15 protein-coding genes are annotated in these 16,684 nt (G+C 70.3%); 8 read left to right on the top strand and 7 right to left on the bottom strand.

Going from position 1 to position 16,684, the window contains the following annotated elements; genetic code table 11:
* Window positions 1-127: 127 nt before the first annotated feature.
* The gene (locus ASE68_RS09385) at window positions 128-787 is read right to left on the bottom strand and encodes a TetR/AcrR family transcriptional regulator (RefSeq protein WP_055857699.1); all 660 of its coding nucleotides are present in this window, start codon (window positions 785-787) and stop codon (window positions 128-130) included.
* A gap of 90 nt (window positions 788-877) precedes the next feature.
* Here ASE68_RS09385 and ASE68_RS09380 point away from each other — a divergent pair, with 90 nt between their 5' ends.
* The 7 genes from ASE68_RS09380 to ASE68_RS09350 all read left to right on the top strand — a co-directional run bounded on the left by ASE68_RS09380 (window position 878) and on the right by ASE68_RS09350 (window position 9,389).
* On the top strand, window positions 878-2,530 hold the full coding sequence (locus ASE68_RS09380) for an ABC transporter substrate-binding protein (protein WP_055857697.1): 1,653 nt from the start codon (window positions 878-880) through the stop codon (window positions 2,528-2,530).
* Window positions 2,531-2,534: 4 nt separating this feature from the next.
* Window positions 2,535-3,488, top strand: coding sequence for an ABC transporter permease (locus ASE68_RS09375; RefSeq protein ID WP_055857695.1), 954 nt, complete (start codon window positions 2,535-2,537; stop codon window positions 3,486-3,488).
* On the top strand, window positions 3,485-4,339 hold the full coding sequence (locus ASE68_RS09370; RefSeq protein ID WP_055857693.1) for an ABC transporter permease: 855 nt from the start codon (window positions 3,485-3,487) through the stop codon (window positions 4,337-4,339). Before ASE68_RS09375 ends, ASE68_RS09370 begins: the two co-directional genes overlap by 4 nt.
* Entirely contained in the window at window positions 4,336-6,054 is a 1,719-nt protein-coding gene (locus tag ASE68_RS09365) for an ABC transporter ATP-binding protein (protein WP_055857691.1), read from the top strand. The genes ASE68_RS09370 and ASE68_RS09365 overlap by 4 nt, the downstream gene beginning before the upstream one ends.
* Window positions 6,055-6,121: 67 nt before the next feature.
* Entirely contained in the window at window positions 6,122-8,704 is a 2,583-nt protein-coding gene (gene valS, locus ASE68_RS09360) for a valine--tRNA ligase (protein ID WP_055857690.1), read from the top strand.
* Window positions 8,705-8,712: 8 nt separating this feature from the next.
* A complete protein-coding gene (locus ASE68_RS09355; protein ID WP_055857689.1) occupies window positions 8,713-9,159 on the top strand; it encodes a GNAT family N-acetyltransferase in 447 nt (148 codons plus the stop codon).
* Window positions 9,159-9,389 carry a hypothetical protein gene (locus tag ASE68_RS09350; RefSeq protein ID WP_055857688.1) on the top strand — a complete coding sequence of 77 codons (231 nt, stop codon included), beginning with the start codon at window positions 9,159-9,161 and terminating at the stop codon, window positions 9,387-9,389. Before ASE68_RS09355 ends, ASE68_RS09350 begins: the two co-directional genes overlap by 1 nt.
* 72 nt (window positions 9,390-9,461) lie before the next feature.
* On the opposite strand, the gene ASE68_RS09345 is transcribed toward ASE68_RS09350, so the two are convergent.
* Window positions 9,462-10,292 carry a methyltransferase domain-containing protein gene (locus ASE68_RS09345; protein ID WP_055857687.1) on the bottom strand — a complete coding sequence of 277 codons (831 nt, stop codon included), beginning with the start codon at window positions 10,290-10,292 and terminating at the stop codon, window positions 9,462-9,464.
* 30 nt (window positions 10,293-10,322) lie between these two features.
* Between ASE68_RS09345 and ASE68_RS09340 the strand changes: the two genes are divergently transcribed.
* A complete protein-coding gene (locus ASE68_RS09340; protein WP_055857686.1) occupies window positions 10,323-12,377 on the top strand; it encodes a M3 family metallopeptidase in 2,055 nt (684 codons plus the stop codon).
* Window positions 12,378-12,512: 135 nt separating this feature from the next.
* Here the strand turns inward: ASE68_RS09340 and ASE68_RS09335 are convergent, their stop codons facing one another.
* Genes ASE68_RS09335 through sufB form a run of 5 tightly spaced genes read right to left on the bottom strand, consistent with a single transcriptional unit; the run spans window position 12,513 to window position 16,610 of the window.
* Entirely contained in the window at window positions 12,513-12,842 is a 330-nt protein-coding gene (locus ASE68_RS09335) for a metal-sulfur cluster assembly factor (RefSeq protein ID WP_055857683.1), read from the bottom strand.
* 19 nt (window positions 12,843-12,861) lie between these two features.
* The gene (gene sufC, locus ASE68_RS09330; protein WP_055857681.1) at window positions 12,862-13,629 is read right to left on the bottom strand and encodes a Fe-S cluster assembly ATPase SufC; all 768 of its coding nucleotides are present in this window, start codon (window positions 13,627-13,629) and stop codon (window positions 12,862-12,864) included.
* Window positions 13,630-13,679: 50 nt separating this feature from the next.
* The gene (locus ASE68_RS09325; RefSeq protein WP_055857679.1) at window positions 13,680-14,006 is read right to left on the bottom strand and encodes a non-heme iron oxygenase ferredoxin subunit; all 327 of its coding nucleotides are present in this window, start codon (window positions 14,004-14,006) and stop codon (window positions 13,680-13,682) included.
* A gap of 1 nt (window position 14,007) precedes the next feature.
* The gene (gene sufD, locus ASE68_RS09320) at window positions 14,008-15,177 is read right to left on the bottom strand and encodes a Fe-S cluster assembly protein SufD (protein WP_235480810.1); all 1,170 of its coding nucleotides are present in this window, start codon (window positions 15,175-15,177) and stop codon (window positions 14,008-14,010) included.
* A 14-nt stretch (window positions 15,178-15,191) separates the two neighbouring features.
* Window positions 15,192-16,610 carry a Fe-S cluster assembly protein SufB gene (gene sufB, locus ASE68_RS09315; protein WP_055857678.1) on the bottom strand — a complete coding sequence of 473 codons (1,419 nt, stop codon included), beginning with the start codon at window positions 16,608-16,610 and terminating at the stop codon, window positions 15,192-15,194.
* Between the last annotated feature and the right edge of the window lie 74 nt (window positions 16,611-16,684).

The following is a 16,684-nucleotide window of genomic DNA, read 5'->3' as shown; positions in this document are numbered from 1 at the left end:
TCGGCGGCCGTGGCATCCGTTCGCGTTCTTCCGAAGACTCCCCGGTGATGGCCGGATCGATGTCGTTGCCTCGATTGTACGCGTCATCCTGGCGAACACGGTGTCGCCGGCGCGAGGCGTTGCGAGCTCAGGCCGCCGGCTCGGCGTCGAGCGTCGGCGCGAAGCCGCGGCACACAGGTGCGATCGCACGGCCGACGTCGGCGGCGAGGTCGCCCCGCTCGACGCCGGCGAGCGCCCAGGCGCCGGCTGCCGTCGCGGCGGCGGCGGTCACGGCGTTCGCGGCGACCCCGATGATCGTCGGGTCCACCCGAGCGCCGACGCGCGCGACCAGGAACCCGGCGAGCGCGTGGGCGACCGCGAGGAACCGGCTGAGTCCGGCGGCGAGGAACTCGTCGTACGTCGCCATCGGCTCGCGCTGGCTGAGGGCGATGGGCACGGCTCCGTGCGGATGCCGCGTGGCGAGCGCGGTGACGGCGTGCTCCAGCGCGGCCGTCGGGCCGAGCCCTTCGGGCGTCGCCTCGAGGATGCCGGGCAGCGCCGCGATCGTGTCGTCGACGTCGAGCCAGAGCAGGTCGGACTTCGCGGCGAAGTAGTTGAAGAACGTGTTGCGGCCGACACCGGCCCGCTGCGCGATCTGGTCGATCGTCGTGCCTGCGTAGCCCTGCTCGAGGAACAGCTCGCTCGCGGCGTCTTCGAGGGTGCGGCGCGACGAGGCGCGCGGACGGCCGCCCCGCGATCGCGGCGCCTCGGTTCGGGCGCTCGTGCCGCGGTCGTCGGAATCCGTCATAGACTCATTATGGACTCAGTACCGAAACCGGTCGTCCGCTCCCCCGAAGCATCCATCCCCCGCCGCATCACCCAGAGGAGTCACGTCCGCATGACGTCGCGTCGCATCATCCGCACCCTGCCCATCGCCGCGCTCGCGGCGGCGGGCGCGCTCGTGCTCGCCGGCTGCACGCCGTCGGGTGCGCCGCCGGAGGCATCCGGCGATCCCGTCGCCGGCGGCACCCTGGTCTACGCCTCGGGCGACGGCGAGCCCAGCTGCCTCGACCCGCACGTCGGGGGCAACTACCCGCAGGCACTCATCGCCGGGCAGTTCCTCGAGTCGCTGGTGTCGCTCGACGAGTCCGGCGAGGCCATCCCGTGGCTCGCGACCGAGTGGACGACGAGCGACGACGGCCTGACCTGGGAGTTCACGCTGCGCGACGACGTCGAGTTCACCGACGGCACGCCCTTCGACGCCGAGGCCGTGAAGGTGAACGTCGAGCACCTGAAGGACCCCGACACCCAGTCCTCGACCGGCTACCTCGCCCTCGGCAAGGTCGACTCGGTCGAGGTCGTGAGCGACACGGTCGCGCGGTTCCACCTGAGCACCCCCGACAGCGCCCTGCTCGAGTCGCTCACCCAGCCGTGGAACGCCATCGAGTCGCCCGCCGGCATCGCCCGCGGCATGGAGGAGAACTGCCTCGCCCCGATCGGCACCGGGCCGTTCATCGTCGACGAGTGGGTTCCGCAGGACCACGTCTCGCTCGTGCGCAACGACGACTACACCACGGGCCCGGCCGATCGGGCCCACGACGGCGCCGCCTACCTCGACGGCATCGAGTGGCGGTTCATCCCCGACTCGGCATCGCGGTACGCGGCGTTGCAGGCCGGCGAGGTCGACATCATCGACAACGCCCAGCCCGACACCCTCGACCAGGCCGAGAAGTCCGGAACGCTCGTCGAGATCGACGCGCCCCGCCCCGGCGCCTCGAACCGCATCGAGCTGAACTCCGGGCAGGCGCCGTTCGACGACGTGCGCGTTCGCGAGGCGTTCATCCGCGCCGCCGACGTGAACGACGGCATCGACGCACTGTTCTTCGGCACCGCCGAGCGTTCGTACTCGGTGCTCTCCAGCGTCGAGCCGCTCGCGTACTCCGACGACTCGCTCTTCGGCACCGACCTCGACGAGGCGAACGCACTGCTCGACGAGGCCGGCTGGACCGACCGCGACGACCGAGGCATCCGCGTGAAGGACGGGGTTCCCCTGACCGTGCGCTTCCCCGTCTCGACGAACCAGTCGATCCCCGCCGAGCAGTCGCTCTTCGAGCAGATCCAGGCGAACACGAAGGAGGCCGGCTTCGACGTGCAACTCGAGCCGCTCGATCTCTCGGGCTGGTACGGCGCCCTGTTCACCCACGAGTACGAGGCCGTGAGCGCTCCGTACACGAAGGTCGGCCCCGACGTGCTGCGGATCCTCTACCACTCCGACTCCATCACGCCGGCGCCGAGCGGGTACTTCGCCAACCTCGCCCAGCTCGACGACCCCGAGCTCGACGCACTGCTCACCGAGGCGGCATCCGAGTCCGACCCCGACGCGCGCGCGGCGCTCTACGAGCAGGCGCAGCAGATCATCCTCGGCGGGTTCTACGCCCTGCCGCTCTACGACCAGCAGAACCACTTCCTGCACTCGCCGAAGCTGCAGGGCGTGCGCGCGATGCCGACCGTGTCGACGCCGACCTTCGCCGACGCCTGGCTGGCAGACTGAGCGGATGCCACGAACCCGAACGCTCCGGCGGGTCGCACTGCGACTCGCCGGAGCGGTGTTCGTGCTCTGGGCGGTCGCGACCCTCACCTTCTTCGCGGTGCACCTCGTGCCGGGCGACCCGGCCCAGGCGATCCTCGGCGGCCCCGGATCGCAGGCCTCCCAAGAGGCGCTCGACCGCGTGCGCGCCGACTACGGGCTCGATCAGCCGCTCGCGGCGCAGTACCTCGCGATGCTCACCCGACTCGCCTCGGGCGACCTCGGCGACTCGTACGCGCTGAAGACGCCGGTCGCCGACCTCATCGCCGGCCAGTTGCTCGGCACGCTGACCCTCGCGCTGCTGGCGCTCGTCGTCGCGTGGGTGCTCGCGATCGGCCTCGCCCTGTGGTCGACCTCGGCCGGGCGCATCGGGCGGGCGATCGCCGCCGGCATCGAGTTGACCGCGGCCGCACTCCCCCACTTCTGGCTCGCGACCGTGCTCATCGCCGTGTTCTCGACATCGCTCGGCTGGCTGCCGCCGGTCGCGAACGACTCCGCCTCCGGTCTCGTGCTCCCGGTGCTCACCCTCGCGGTACCGCTCGCCGGGTTCCTCGCCCAGCTCATGCGCGAGCAGATGCTCGAGGCGCTCGAGCAGCCGTTCACGACCTCGGCGCTCGCGCGCGGGGAGACCACGGCCGGCATCCGCCTGCGCCACGCCCTCCGTCACGCCGCCCTGCCCGCCGTCAACCTCTCGGGCTGGGCGATCGGCTACCTCATCTCGGGGGCGGTGGTCGTCGAGACGATCTTCGCCAGGCCCGGTCTCGGCCGCACCCTGCTGCGCGCGACCGAACTGCGCGACGTGCCCGTGGTCATCGGCGTCGTGCTCGTGGTCGCACTCGTCTACGTCGCCATGACCGTGCTGACCGATCTCGTCTCGCGGGCCGTCGACCCGCGCATCGCCCTCGAGGAGCGTGGCGCATGAGCGACCTCGAACTCTCCAACCGCGCCGTTCAGGGCCGTGCCCTCCCCCGGCCGCCGCGCGTCGGCACGATCGCCGCCCTCGCCTTCGTCGCGTTCCTCGCGGTCGCCACCGTCGCGCCCTGGCTCCTGCAGACCGCCGACCCGCTCGCGATCGCACCGCGCGACGCGTTCGAACCCCCGTCGGCCGCGCACTGGTTCGGCACCGACGAGTCGGGCCGCGACGTCTACAGCCGCGTGATCGAGGGCACGGCGACGTCACTGCTCATCGGCGTCAGCGCCACTGCCATCGGACTGGCGCTCGGCCTGCTGCTCGGCGCCCTCGCCGGCCTCGGCGGGAGGGTGCTCGACTTCGTCGTGGGCCGCGTGAACGAGGTGCTGTTCGCCTTTCCCGGCATCCTGCTGGCCCTGCTCATCATCGTGCTGTGGGGTCCGGGGCCGGTCACCGCGACCATCGCCGTCGGACTCTCGACGGCACCCGGGTACGCGCGCATCATCCGCGGCGAACTCGTGACCGTGCGGTCGTCGGGCTACGTCGAGGCGGCGCGCGTGCTCGGGCACGGCCGGTCGCGCATCCTGGCCCAGCACATCCTGCCGAACGCGCTCGCGCCCATCGTCGTGCTCGCCACGCTCGGCATCGGACAGGCGGTCGTCTGGGCCTCGGCACTCAGCTACCTGGGCCTCGGGGCCCAGCCGCCCGCGCCCGAATGGGGCGCCATGCTGGCCGCCGGACGCACCTACATCACGACCGCCTGGTGGCTCACGGTGTTCCCCGGCCTGATGATCGTGCTCACGACGATCACGACGACCGTGCTCGGCCGCGCCCTCGCGGCCAGGGACGGAGCCCGCCGATGACCGCCTCCGTGCTCGAGGTGCGCAACCTCTCGGTGGCGTTCGGCGCAGGCCGCGATGCCCGCGAGGTCGTTCGCGGCGTCGACCTCGCCGTCGAGGCCGGAACCTGCGTCGCCATCGTCGGCGAGTCCGGATCGGGCAAGAGCGTCACGGCGAGGGCGCTGCTGGGGCTGGCCGGTTCCGGTGCGCTCGTCAGGGCCGACCGTCTCGTCGTCGCCGGAGCCGATCGCCGCGGCGCGAGCGAGCGGGAGTGGCGCCGCACGCGAGGGGTCGGTGCCGGGCTCGTGCTGCAGGACGCCCTCGTCTCCCTCGATCCGCTCCGCACCATCGGCCGCGAGATCGGCGACCCGCTCCGCATCCATCGGCGGATGTCGCACGCGGCCGCCCGGGCCAGGGCGATCGAGCTGCTCGAACTCGTCGGCATGCCGCATCCGACGCTCACCGTCGACCGGCGCTCGGGCGAGCTCTCCGGCGGCATGCGCCAGCGGGCGCTGATCGCCTCCGCTCTCGCGCTCGACCCGCCGCTGCTCATCGCCGACGAGCCGACGACCGCGCTCGACGTCGGCGTGCAGGCCCGCGTGCTCGACCTGCTCGACGCGGCTCGCGCCCGCGGCACGGGCATCCTGCTCATCAGCCACGACCTGGCCGTCGTCTCCCGCATCGCCGACACGGTGGTCGTGCTCGACGGCGGCGCGGTCGTCGAGCACGGGCCGACGGCCGAGATCCTCGGTTCGCCGCAGCATCCGATCACCCGCGCCCTCATCGAGGCCGTGCCGACCGAGGTGCCGAGAGGGGTGCGGCTCGTCGCCCGAGACTCGTCGGTCGAGCCGCCGACGATCGCGCCGGAACGCGGTCCCGCCTCGGCCGATGCGCACGCGACCGTCTCCACGCCCACGGCGGCGACCGTATCCGCGTCAGCCACTCTGCCGACGCCGGTGGCGGCGCTCGAGGGCCTCGGCCTCTCGAAGTCGTTCCGAGCCGGTGCGGGCATCACCCAGGCGGTGCAGGATGTCTCGTTCCGCGTGGAGCGGGGCCGCACGCTCGGCCTCGTCGGCGAGTCGGGGTCGGGCAAGACCACCCTCGCCCGCCTCGCGCTCGGACTCACCGCTCCCGATGCGGGAGAGGTCCTCCTCGCCGGGCAGCCGTGGTCGCCGCTCCCCGAGCGCGAGCGCGAGTCGCGCCGCGCACGCATCGGCGCCGTCTACCAGGACGCGTTCGGCTCGTTCGATCCCCGCTGGAGCGTGGGGCGCATCCTCCGAGACGCCCTCGCCGCCGGCCGGCAGGAGGCGTCGGATGCCGCGGTCGCAGCCCTGCTCGACCAGGTGCACGTTCCGGCGGACGTCGCGACGCGGCATCCGCTCGCCCTCTCGGGCGGCCAACGCCAGCGCGTGGCGATCGCCCGCGCCCTCGCCGGATCCCCCGACGTGCTCGTCTGCGACGAGCCCGTCTCGGCGCTCGATGCGACCGTGCAGGCGCGCGTGCTCGATCTCTTCGACGAGCTCCAGCGCGAGCACGGCCTCGCGATGCTCTTCATCTCGCACGATCTCGGCGTGATCCGCCACATGAGCGACACGGTCGCGGTCATGCGCAACGGGCGCATCGTCGAGCACGGCGACGCCGAACGGGTGTTCTCCGCGCCCGAGCACGAGATCACCGCGGCGCTCATCAGGGATTCGCCCCGCATCGTGCGACGCGGCGGCCCGGCCGCGTTCCGCTAGGCTTGAGAGTCGCACATTCAGGCACCTCACCATTGACTCGGTGCCGCCGATATCGAACCGGAGCATCATGACCGACACGTCGCGCATTCCCGACAAGCCCGCCCTCGAAGGGCTCGAGACGAACTGGGCGGATGCGTGGGAGCGCGACGGGGTCTACGACTTCCCCCGCGCAGAGGCGACCCGCGAGACGATCTACTCGATCGACACGCCCCCGCCGACGGCCTCCGGCTCGCTGCACATCGGCCACGTGTTCTCGTACACGCACACCGACGTCATGGCGCGCTTCCAGCGCATGCGCGGCCGCAAGGTGTTCTACCCGATGGGCTGGGACGACAACGGCCTGCCCACCGAGCGCCGCGTGCAGAACTACTACGGCGTGCGCTGCGACCCGACGCTGCCCTACGAGGCCGACTTCGTGCCGCCCTTCGAGGGCGGCGACGGCAAGTCGACCAAGGCGGCAGATCAGAAGCCCATCAGCCGTCGCAACTTCATCGAGCTGTGCGAGCGCCTCACCGTCGAAGACGAGAAGCAGTTCGAGGCGCTCTGGCGCACGCTCGGCCTCTCGGTCGACTGGAAGCAGAGCTACCGCACCATCGCCGACGAGGCGATCTTCACCTCGCAGCTCGCCTTCGTGCGCAACGTCGAGCGAGGCGAGGCCTACCAGGCGCTCGCGCCCACCCTGTGGGACGTCACGTTCCGCACGGCCGTCGCCCAGGCCGAGCTCGAGGACCGCGAGCAGCCCGGCCACTACCACCGCGTCTCGTTCCACCGCCCCGATGGCGGCACGATCGAGATCGAGACGAGCCGCCCCGAGCTCATCGCCGCCTGCGTCGCATTGGTCGCGCACCCCGACGACGAGCGCTACCAGCCGCTGTTCGGCACCACGGTCACGAGCCCCGTCTTCGGCGTCGAGGTGCCCGTGCTCGCGCACCACCTCGCCCAGAAGGACAAGGGCACGGGCATCGCCATGATCTGCACCTTCGGCGACGTCACCGACGTCGTCTGGTGGCGCGAGCTCGACCTGCCGAACCGCGCGATCGTCGGCTTCGACGGCCGCATCATCGCCGACGCGCCCGAGGCCATCACGAGCGAGGCCGGCCGTGCTGCGTTCGCCGAGATCGCCGGCAAGACGGCCTTCTCGGCCAAGGCGGCCGTCGTCGACCTGCTGCGCGCCTCCGGCGACCTGCTGGGCGAGCCGAAGGCGATCACCCACCCGGTGAAGTTCTTCGAGAAGGGCGACCGCCCGCTCGAGATCGTCTCGACGCGCCAGTGGTACATCAGCAACGGCGCCCGCGACGCCGGACTCAAGGAGCGCCTGCTCGAGCACGGCCGCGGCATCGACTGGCACCCCGACTTCATGCGCGTGCGCTACGAGAACTGGGTCGGCGGGCTCTCGGGCGACTGGCTCGTGTCCCGCCAGCGCTTCTTCGGCGTGCCGATCCCCGTCTGGTACCCCCTCGACGAGGCCGGCGACCCGAAGTTCGACGAGCCCATCGTCGCCACGCGCGACATCCTCCCCGTCGACCCGTCGTCGGCGCCCGCCCCCGGCTTCGACGAGGCCCAGCGCGGCGTGCCCGGCGGATTCATCGGCGAGCACGACGTCATGGACACGTGGGCGACCTCGTCGCTCACTCCGCAGCTCGCGGGCGGCTGGGAGCGCGACCCCGAGCTCTTCGACCTCGTCTACCCGTACTCGCTCCGCCCGCAGGGCCAGGACATCATCCGCACCTGGTTGTTCAGCTCCACGCTGCGGGCCGAACTCGAGCACGGCACGGCGCCCTGGACGAATGCGGCGATCTCCGGCTTCATCGTCGATCCCGACCGCAAGAAGATGTCGAAGTCCAAGGGCAACGTCGTGACCCCTGCCGGCCTGCTCGAGCAGCACGGCTCCGACGCCGTGCGGTACTGGGCCGCCTCGTCGCGCCTCGGCACCGACGCGTCGTTCGACCCGCAGAACCCGACGCAGGTCAAGATCGGCCGCCGCCTCGCCATCAAGGTGCTGAACGCGGCGAAGTTCATCCTCGGCTTCGAGGGCGCCGCTGATGCCGCGGTCACCGAGCCCGTCGACCGCAGCATGCTCGCCGAGCTCGCCGAGGTCGTGGCGAAGGCGACGAAGTCGCTCGAGGCCTACGACCACGCCCGAGCCCTCGAACTGTCCGAGACGTTCTTCTGGACGTTCTGCGACGACTACCTCGAGCTCGTCAAGGAGCGCGCCTACGGTGAGCCGAGCGCCGAGCAGGCCTCGGCCGTCGCGGCCCTCAAGACCGCACTCGCGGTGCTGCTCCGGCTGTTCGCGCCGGTGATCCCGTTCGCGACCGAAGAGGTCTGGAGCTGGTCCAACTCCGGCTCGGTGCACCACGCAGCCTGGCCGACGGTCGACGAGCTCGCTGCACGCGGCGAGGCCGGCACCGAGCTGCTCGTCATCTCGAGCCTCGCGCTCACCGGCATCCGTCGTGCGAAGACCTCTGCGAAGGCATCGCAGAAGACACCCGTGACCCGTGCGGTGATCGCCGCACCCGCAGCGACCGTGGCACTGCTCACGGCCGTCGCATCGGACCTGCGTGCGGTGGGGCGCATCGCAGAACTCGAGTTCGTCGAAGCCGACGAGTTCGAGGTCCGGGACATCGAACTCGAAACGCCGGAGGCATAGGGGGCCACATGACACACGAGATCCGACTCGCAGCCGAAGACGACTTCTTCGGCTGGCTGCCGCTGTTCGAGGCGTACTGCCGGTTCTACGAGACCGAGCTCGACGACGCCAAGGCGCTCATCGTCTGGAACTGGATCAGCGACGAGCACGACCCGTTGCAGGCCGCGCTCGCGGTCGACGACGAGGGCAAGCCGGTCGGGCTCGCGCACTTCAGGGTCGTGCCCGACAGCCTCGCGGCGACCAAGGCCATGCACCTCGACGATCTCTACGTCGACGAGGAGGCCCGCGGTGCCGGCCTCGGCCGTGCGCTCATCGAGTTCGTGCACGCGCGCGCGGCCGAGGTCGGCGCGGGCGGGGTCTCGTGGATCACCGCGGCCGACAACGCCGTCGCGCAGCGCGTCTACGACGAGCTCGCGACCCGCACCACCTGGGTCACCTACGAGATGTCCGCCTGATGCAGCTCGGCACGCGTTGGGCGCTCGGCGCGCAGCCTCCGGCCTCGGTGCCGGCCGAACTGCGCGAACAGATCGTCGCAGTCGAGACCCTGCGAGCGAACGCAGCGGGCCACTGGACCCTCACCTGGCTCGAGGGTCGGCCGATCGCCGAGCTCGACGACGGCACCAGGGTCACGCTCGCCGGCGTGATCGAGCCGACGGCCGAGAGCGACGTCGAAGACGAGTGGTGACGGCGCGCGCCGCCGAGCTCGAGCAGAGGAACGCTCGGCCCGGCGACGCGCTCGGCCCGCTCGCGCGTGCATTCAGCCGCGCGCGATGATCTCCGCGTGCGGCATGAGCATCCACCCGTCGGCATCGGCCGCCCACGCGAGCCAGCCGTCGGCGATGCGCCGCAGCTCCGCCGCGTTCGAGTGACCGGACTCGATCGCGTGCACCGCGAACTGCGACTCGGTCGCCCGCGACGCCCATGACTGCCCCCACCATTCGCGTTCGGCATCCGAGGCGAACACCCAGACGGAGCCCGACGCGGTCACGTCGGTGAATCCGGCGTCGCGCACCCATGCCTTGAGACGCCGCCCGGCGTCGGGTTCGCCCCCGTTCCATGCGTGCACCGCATGGTAGAGCTCCAACCATCTCGTGAGCGCATCGCTGGCGGGCGCGGTGAGCACGCCACCGTAGTCGACGTCGCGCACCGCGAGCACGCCGCCCGGCCGCAGTACCCGACGCAGTTCGCGCAGCGCGTCGACGGGGTGCTGCAGGTGCTGCAGGGTCTGATGGGCGTGCACGACGTCGAACGTGTCGTCGTCGAAGTCGAGCGCATACGCGTCACCGACGCGGAACTCGACATTGCCGACGGCCGAGCTCGCCGCGAGTCCATTCGCCTGGGCGACGATCTCGCTGGAGGCGTCGACGCCGATCACGCGACCGGGGCTCACCCGGCGGGCGAGATCGACGGTGATCGTGCCCGGCCCGCTGCCGAGGTCGAGGATATCGAGCCCCTCTCGCAGGTGCGGCACGAGGTACGCCGCGGAGTTCTCGACCGTGCGCCAGGTGTGCGAGCGCAGGACGCTCTCGTGATGGCCGTGCGTGTAGACGTCTCTGTGGCCCGCGTGGTGCGGTGTGGTGGCGGTCATCCTTCGACTCTAGGCCGATAGGGTCGGCGGATGGATGTCGTGACGAACCCGCTCCTCGAGCCGAGCCCGCTCCCCTACGGCCTGCCCTTGTTCGCCCTCATCCGCCACGATCACTACCCCGAGGCGCTCGAGGCGACGATGGCCGAGCAGCGTGCCGCGGTCGAGGCGATCGCGGGCGACCTCGACGAGCCGACGTTCGCCAACACGATGCTGGCGCTCGAACGATCCGGCCTCGCACTCGACCACGTGCTCGCGGTGTTCGAGAACGCGAGTTCCGCTGACACCGACGCCGAGATCGAGGCGATCGACGCGCGCTTCGCCCCGCTGCTCGCAGCCCACCGCGACGCGATCCTGCTCGACCAGCGCCTCTTCGCCCGGGTGCGATCGCTCTACGATCGGCTCGACGAACTCGACCTCGCGTCCGATGAGCAGTACCTCGTCGAGCGGGCGCACCACGACGCGGTGCTCGCCGGCGCCGCACTCGACGAACCCGGTCGGGTCCGTCTGGGCGAGCTCAACCAACGGCTGTCGGTGCTCACGACCTCGTTCCAACAGCACCTGCTCGCCGACACGAACGACCTCGCCCTGCACCTCGCCGACCGCGAGGACATCGCCGGACTCGATGAGGGTGGTGCATCGGCCGCTCGAGAGGCCGCGGCATCCCGAGGCCTCGACGGATGGCTGCTGACGCTCGTACTGCCGACCGGGCAGCCGGCGCTCGCGACGTTGTCGAACCCCGCGACCCGCGAAGCGCTGCTCGCCGCCTCGCGCGCTCGGGGATGCCGCGGGGGCGAGCACGACACCCGATCGACCCTGCTCGAGATCGTCGGGCTACGCGCCGAACGCGCAGCGCTGCTCGGGTTCGCGTCGCACGCCGCGGCCGTCACGGCCGGACAGACGGCCGGCTCCCCCGAAGCGGTCGCCGACCTGCTCGCCGAGCTCACGGCGCCGGCGATGCGCAACGTCGAGCGGGAACGCGAACAGCTCGCCGCTGCGGCGGCGTCGACCGGATCGCGCGAGATCGCGGCATCCGACTGGGCGTTCCTCGCCGACCGCAGCGCCGCGGAACCCGACGCCCTCGACCCCGCGGAGGTGCGGCAATACCTCGAGTTCGAGCGTGTGCTCGTCGACGGCGTCTTCCACGCGGCGACCCTGCTGTACGGACTCAGGTTCCATGCGCGGCCCGACCTCATCGGGTACCACCCCGACACCCGCGTCTACGAGGTGTTCGAGCACGACGGCGAACCCGTCGGCCTGTACCTCCTCGATGCGTACACACGCGACTCCAAGCGGGGCGGAGCGTGGATGAGTTCGCTCCTCGAACAGTCCGGCCTGACGGGCCGACTGCCGGTCGTCGTCAACAACCTGAACATCCCGAAGCCCGCACCGGGCGAGCCGACGCTGCTCACCTTCGACGAAGCCGGCACGCTCTTCCACGAGTTCGGTCACGCGCTGCACGGCCTGCTCGCCCGCGTCCGGTTTCCCTCGCAGGCGGGCACCCGCGTGTTCCGCGACTTCGTCGAGCTGCCGAGCCAGGTGAACGAGCTCTGGCTGCTGCGCCCCGAGGTCATGGCGAGCTTCGCCGTGCACCACGGGACGGGCGAACGGATGCCGCAGCACTTCCAGGATCGCCTTCGCGAGACCGCCGGCATCGAGTCGGGCTTCTCGACCGCCGAGTACCTCGCCGCCGCCGCGCTCGACCAGGCCTGGCACCGCGTCCCAGCGGGATCGAGTGCCGACCCGTCCGACCTCGACGCCGTCGCGGCATTCGAGCATGAGGCGCTCGAGGTCGTCGGGCTCTCGCATCCGCTCGTGCCGCCCCGCTACGCGAGCACCTACTTCGCCCACGTCTTCGCCGGCGGGTACGACGCGGGCTACTACTCGTACATCTGGAGCGAGGTGCCCGGCGCCGACATCATGGCGTGGTTCGAAGCCAACGGCGGCGCCACTCGCGCGAACGGCGACCGCTTCCGTCGCGAGATCCTGGGCCCCGGCGGTTCGCGGGACCCGCGCGATTCGATCCGGGCGCTGCTCGGCCGCGAGGCGTCGATCGAGCCGCTCCTCGCACGCCGTGGCCTCGGCTGACCGAGCCTCGGCCGACTCGTCCATCGAGGCCGACACGAGCGCGTCGGCCGAGACGAGCGCTTCGCGAAGGCCGGAAACGGCGGATGCCCCGTGCAGACGTGCTGCACGGGGCATCCCTCGTTCGTGGTGGAGCGCTCAGATCGCGAACCCGAGGGCGCGCATCATGTCGCGCCCGTCGTCGGTGATGCGCTCGGGGCCCCACGGCGGCATCCACACCCAGTTGATGCGGAATGCCTCGACGACCCCGTCGAGCGCCTCTGCGGTCTGCTCCTCGAGCACGTCGGTGAGCGGGCAGCCGGCGCTCGTGAGCGTCATGTGGATGATGAGCGCGTTGTTCTCGTCGTCCCATCCGAGGTCGTAGATGAGGCCGAGATCGACGACGTTGACGCCCAACTCGGGGTCGACGACGTCCTTCAACGCCTCTTCGACCTCGTCGTAGCGCTCAGGTGCGAGTGAGGTGGCCATGATCGGATTCTACTCGTGCCTACTCGGCTGCCGACTCGGCGACCTGGTAGCGGTCGTAGCCCTCTGCTTCGAGTCGGTCGGCGAGCTCGGGTCCGCCCTGCTCGGCGATGCGGCCGGCGACGAACACGTGCACGAAGTCGGGCTTGATGTACCGGAGGATGCGCGTGTAGTGCGTGATGAGCAGCACACCGAGGCCCGTGTTCGCCTTGGCACGATTGACGCCCTCGGACACGATCTTCAGTGCATCGACGTCGAGGCCGGAGTCGGTCTCGTCGAGCACCGCGAACTTCGGCTTGAGCAGCTCGAGCTGGAGGATCTCGTTGCGCTTCTTCTCGCCGCCCGAGAAGCCCTCGTTGACGTTGCGCTCGGCGAAGGCCGAGTCCATCTTGAGGTTCTTCATCGACTCGCGCACGTCCTTGACCCACGTGCGCACCGAGGGTGCCTCGCCGTCGATCGCGGTCTTTGCGGTACGGAGGAAGTTGGTGACGGTGACGCCGGGAATCTCGACGGGATACTGCATGGCCAGGAAGATGCCCACGCGCGCACGCTCGTCGACGGACATCTCGAGCACGTTCTCGCCGTCGAGGAGGATCTCGCCCTCGACGACGGAGTACTTCGGGTGGCCGGCGATCGTGTAGGCGAGCGTCGACTTGCCGGAGCCGTTCGGGCCCATGATGGCGTGGATCTCGCCCTCGTTGATGACCAGGTCGACGCCGCGGAGGATCTCGCGGGTTCCCTGATCGGTCTCGACGTTGACGTGCAGGTTCTTGATCTCGAGCACGGACATGGTGATGGGGGTTCTCTTTCGATTGTCGGCCGCGCGGGCCGGAAACTGATTCAGACGGCCAGGGTGACCGCGGGGTCGATGTGCACGTCGCCGTCGGTGATCTGCACCTGGTAGACGGGCACGGGTTCGTAGGCGGGCAGCGTGAGCGGCTTGCCGGTCTTCAGCGAGAACTTCGAACCGTGGGCCCAGCACTCCAAGGTGTCGTCCTCGACGAAGCCCTCGGAGAGGGAGATGTCGCCGTGGGTGCACACGTCGCCGATGGCGAACACGTCACCCGCGGAGTCCTTGACGACCGCGATCGGCAGGCCTTCGAGCACGAAGCGCGAGGCCTCGTTCTCGACGAGGTCGGCGATCGAGCAGACACGAACGGATGCCACGTCAGCGACCTTCCAGTTCGGCCTCGATCGCCGCCGTGAGGCGGGCTTCGAGGTCGGCGGAGCCGATCTTCTGCACGATGTCGGTCAGGAACCCGCGCACGACGAGGCGACGCGCCTCGTCTTCGCGGATGCCGCGCGCCATGAGGTAGAAGAGCTGCTCGTCGTCGAAGCGGCCGGTGGCACTCGCGTGCCCCGCGCCCTCGATGTCGCCGGTCTCGATCTCGAGGTTCGGCACGGAATCGGCGCGGGTGCCCTCGGTGAGCACCAGGTTGCGATTCTGCTCGTAGCTGTCGGTGCCGACCGCGGCGTTGCCGATGAGCACGTCGCCGATCCAGACGGTGCGTGCGCCGGCGCCCTGCAGCGCGCCCTTGTAGGTCACGCGGCTCTTCGTGTGCGGCGCATCGTGGTGCACGAAGACCTGCTGCTCGAGGTGCTGGCCGGCGTCGGCGAAGTACAGGCCGAGCGACTCGATGTCGGCGCCCTGCTCGGCGAGGTGGGTCGACGGGTTCACCCGCACGACCTTGCCGCCGAGGGAGACGACGATGTGCTTCAGGAACGAGTCGCGGCCGAGGCGGGCGAACTGGCTCGAGAGGTGAACGGCCTCGTCGCTCCACTCCTGCAGCGAGACGACGGTGAGGGAGGCTCCGTCGCCGACGATGATCTCGACGTTCTCGCTCAGACGAGCATCGCCCGTGCCGGCGAGCACGATGAAGCCGCGGCTGTTCGGTGCGGCCTCGATGACGGTGTGCGCGGCGCGCGGCGTATCGCCGAGTCCGGTGCGGGTCACGAAGGCGACCTTCTCGTCTTCGCCGGTGACCGAGACGAGGAGCGCCTCGCCGAAGTTCGTCCAGGCGTTCGCGCTCGCGCGATCCTCGGGCGTGCCCGCCGCGCCGATGCGTGCATCGTCGCGCGGGATGGACGAGACGGCGACGCCCGCGACATCCGTCGTCTCGATCGGCAGGGGCGATCCGTCGAGCTCACCGCTGGTGAGGTCGGCGAAGGCGGCGACCGGGGAGAGCTTCCACTCGTGCTCCCGGCCGTTCACGGGCGCGAAGTCGTCGACGTTCACCGAGCGGAACCGCTCGGAGCGCGTCTGCACGGGCACGAACGCGCCGTCGGAGTGGGCGACGAGGCCGTGCTGCCCTGCCGTGGGCATGGCTGTGCTGGTCATCTGGGCGGTCACTGCTAGCCCACCGATCCTTCCATGCCCATCTCGATGAGCTTGTTGAGTTCCATCGCGTATTCCATGGGGAGCTCGCGGGCGATCGGCTCGATGAAGCCGCGCACGATCATCGACATGGCCTCGGTCTCGTCGATGCCACGGCTCATCAGGTAGAAGAGCTGCTCCTCGCTGACCTTCGAGACGGTCGCCTCGTGCCCGAGCTTCACGTCGTCGACGCGGATGTCGATGGCCGGATACGTGTCGGACCGCGAGATCGTGTCGACCAGGAGCGCGTCGCACACGACGCTGTTCGCCGAGTGGTGCGCGTTCGCGTCGATGCGGACCTCGCCGCGGTAGCCGGCTCGGCCTCCGCCGCGCGCGATCGACTTCGAGACGATCGACGACTGCGTGTACGGCGCCATGTGGATCATCTTCGCGCCGGCGTCCTGGTGCTGGCCGGGGCCCGCGAACGCGACCGAGAGCGTCTCGCCCTTGGCGTGCTCGCCCATGAGGAAGATCGACGGGTACTTCATGGTGACCTTGGAGCCGATGTTGCCGTCGACCCACTCCATGGTGGCGCCCTCGGCGGCGGTGGCCCGCTTGGTGACGAGGTTGTAGACGTTGTTCGACCAGTTCTGGATCGTCGTGTAGCGAACGCGGGCGTTCTTCTTGACGATGATCTCCACGACGGCCGAGTGCAGCGAGTCGGACTTGTAGATCGGCGCCGTGCAGCCCTCGATGTAGTGCACGTAGCTGCCCTCGTCGGCGATGATCAGCGTGCGCTCGAACTGGCCCATGTTCTCGGTGTTGATGCGGAAGTAGGCCTGCAGCGGGATCTCGACGTGGACGCCCGGCGGCACGTAGACGAACGAGCCGCCCGACCACACGGCCGTGTTCAGCGCAGCGAACTTGTTGTCGCCGGCCGGGATCACGGTGCCGAAGTACTCCTCGAAGAACTCGGGGTGCTCCTTCAGCGCGGTGTCGGTGTCCATGAAGATGACACCCTGGCGCTCGAGCTCCTCGTTGATCTGGTGGTAGACCACCTCGGACTCGTACTGCGCGGCGACGCCGGCGACGAGGCGCTGGCGCTCGGCCTCGGGGATGCCGAGCTTCTCGTAGGTGTTCTTGATGTCGTCGGGCAGGTCTTCCCAGGTCTGGGCCTGCTTCTCGGTCGAGCGCACGAAGTACTTGATGTTGTCGAAGTCGATCTCGGAGAGATCGGCGCCCCACGTGGGCATCGGCTTGCGCTCGAAGAGCTGCAGGGCGCGCTGGCGTCGCTGCAGCATCCATTCGGGCTCCGCCTTCAACGCGGAGATGTCGGCGACGACCTCCGGCGAGATGCCGCGTCGGGCGGAAGCCCCCGCGGCGTCGGAGTCGGCCCAGCCGAACTCGTACGTGCCGAGTCCTTCCAGTTCCGGGCGATCGATCAGTACGTCCGTCATGCTCTCCCTCTTCTCCTCCCGTGCAACCGGCTATCAGGCCGGCCCATCGCCTCTCGTGAGTCGAGGCGCTCGTG

It is taken from the genome of Agromyces sp. Leaf222 (assembly GCF_001421565.1).
GTDB lineage: Bacteria > Actinomycetota > Actinomycetes > Actinomycetales > Microbacteriaceae > Agromyces.
This window is presented reverse-complemented; position numbering and strand designations above follow the sequence as displayed.

Excerpts from the sequence above, each read along its gene's own strand:
- ASE68_RS09385 (WP_055857699.1), bottom strand. The coding sequence starts at position 787 with ATGACGGATTCCGACGACCGCGGCACGAGCGCCCGAACCGAGGCGCCG.
- ASE68_RS09380 (WP_055857697.1), top strand. The coding sequence starts at position 878 with ATGACGTCGCGTCGCATCATCCGCACCCTGCCCATCGCCGCGCTCGCG.
- ASE68_RS09375 (WP_055857695.1), top strand. The coding sequence starts at position 2,535 with ATGCCACGAACCCGAACGCTCCGGCGGGTCGCACTGCGACTCGCCGGA.
- ASE68_RS09370 (WP_055857693.1), top strand. The coding sequence starts at position 3,485 with ATGAGCGACCTCGAACTCTCCAACCGCGCCGTTCAGGGCCGTGCCCTC.
- ASE68_RS09365 (WP_055857691.1), top strand. The coding sequence starts at position 4,336 with ATGACCGCCTCCGTGCTCGAGGTGCGCAACCTCTCGGTGGCGTTCGGC.
- valS (WP_055857690.1), top strand. The coding sequence starts at position 6,122 with ATGACCGACACGTCGCGCATTCCCGACAAGCCCGCCCTCGAAGGGCTC.
- ASE68_RS09355 (WP_055857689.1), top strand. The coding sequence starts at position 8,713 with ATGACACACGAGATCCGACTCGCAGCCGAAGACGACTTCTTCGGCTGG.
- ASE68_RS09350 (WP_055857688.1), top strand. The coding sequence starts at position 9,159 with ATGCAGCTCGGCACGCGTTGGGCGCTCGGCGCGCAGCCTCCGGCCTCG.
- ASE68_RS09345 (WP_055857687.1), bottom strand. The coding sequence starts at position 10,292 with ATGACCGCCACCACACCGCACCACGCGGGCCACAGAGACGTCTACACG.
- ASE68_RS09340 (WP_055857686.1), top strand. The coding sequence starts at position 10,323 with ATGGATGTCGTGACGAACCCGCTCCTCGAGCCGAGCCCGCTCCCCTAC.
- ASE68_RS09335 (WP_055857683.1), bottom strand. The coding sequence starts at position 12,842 with ATGGCCACCTCACTCGCACCTGAGCGCTACGACGAGGTCGAAGAGGCG.
- sufC (WP_055857681.1), bottom strand. The coding sequence starts at position 13,629 with ATGTCCGTGCTCGAGATCAAGAACCTGCACGTCAACGTCGAGACCGAT.
- sufD (WP_235480810.1), bottom strand. The coding sequence starts at position 15,177 with ATGACCAGCACAGCCATGCCCACGGCAGGGCAGCACGGCCTCGTCGCC.
- sufB (WP_055857678.1), bottom strand. The coding sequence starts at position 16,610 with ATGACGGACGTACTGATCGATCGCCCGGAACTGGAAGGACTCGGCACG.